Annotated in this window: 1 pseudogene; it reads left to right on the top strand. The window is 62.2% G+C overall.

Annotation, left to right across the window (positions count from 1 at the left end):
• Positions 1 to 635: 635 nt before the first annotated feature.
• Positions 636 to 1,087 (top strand): annotated as a pseudogene (locus SO139_RS46210) (transposase family protein); the annotation flags it as partial.
• Positions 1,088 to 1,278 lie beyond the last annotated feature (191 nt).

Genomic DNA, 1,278 nt, shown 5'->3' with positions numbered 1-1,278 from the left:
GCCGGCGCCGGCCGGTCCCAGTGATGATCTCGACACGCTGCAGCGTGTCAGAAAAATCCTTGAGGATAGGCGTATCCAGACATGGCGAGACCTCGTGATGATTCAGTCCACGAGGTCTTCCTAACCGACCAGATTAGCCCTCAGAGCGTGGTCCCTGGATGACGCTCACGCTGAAATGAGATCAAGCCCACGCGATCCGCGCAGCGCTTCTACGAGGGGTCCCATCGTCCAATCGGCAGCCATGGTGCTGATGCGACCGACAAGCTGGTCGCGCCGTTCCTGGGAGATCGGCCGAGAGGTGAAGCCGGTGACAATTTAGTCAAGCTGGCGCCGGCCTGTTTGGCCGGGAGCAGGACACTCGGTCAAGGCAACCCTCGAGAGCCCCATCGGGCCGGGTTACCCCGACGCCCGCTCTAAGTCCGAGGTAGGCCTGCGACGAAAAACGGTCATGCGGTCTCGACCCGCGAATGGAAGATTGATCGACCGTCGCGATCGTCGTTCTGCTCCCGACCTGACAGCATCACCTTGCATCATGCTCACCGCCGCACCTCCGGTGCGGTGATCGACGCTTCGCGCCTTTCTACTTGCAAAAGGACATGGAAGGGGCTCAGCGCCTGGCGACAAGGCACGGCTAATCCTATCATCGCGCGGCCAAGGCTACGGCGACGACGGCTTCCCGCTACGCCCGCGCCAAACAGTGCAGGCGGCATCAACGGCAGTTGCGTATCCAGCGCAGGCAGGCTCGGCCGGATCATCCGCGACATCCGCCGCAAGATGAAGGTCCGCCAGCACTGGAGGAGGCGTTGGCACTCCCGCTTGGCGAGCCACGCAGATCCGCTCACAGCAGTCGCGCCAGCGCGGCTGGAAGCTCTATTCCGTCCATGCCCTCGGAAGTCGAATGCATCGGCAAGGGCAAAGCCGGGGCCCTTACGAGTTCGGCGTGAAGGCTCGAACGGGCCTACGCGGCCACACGTGCAAAAGCCACGTCGCCTCTTCATCTCCGGCCAGAAGCGCGGCTTCTTCGGCGCCGTAAAGCACGAACTGCGCTGTCGACCCCGGCATAAGGCACATGCAGACCGAAGGTCACTCGGCAGCTGCAAAGCCAAAGGCGCCGATCGCCTGGCCAACCCAGCTCAATCCGGCTTCTTAACGGACGACTATCAATATTCCTGATAGCCATGCTATGCCGGAATTGGAGAGTTTTCAGGCCGCTCCTGCCTGAATACTTGGCCGCCGTTGGCGCCAGGGTCTAGCTTCCTCCAGATCGCGTGCGATACG

The sequence above is a fragment of the Bradyrhizobium sp. UFLA05-89 genome (assembly GCF_059803475.1).
Note: the sequence above shows the minus strand (reverse complement) of the source record. Positions and strands in the feature narration are given on the sequence as shown.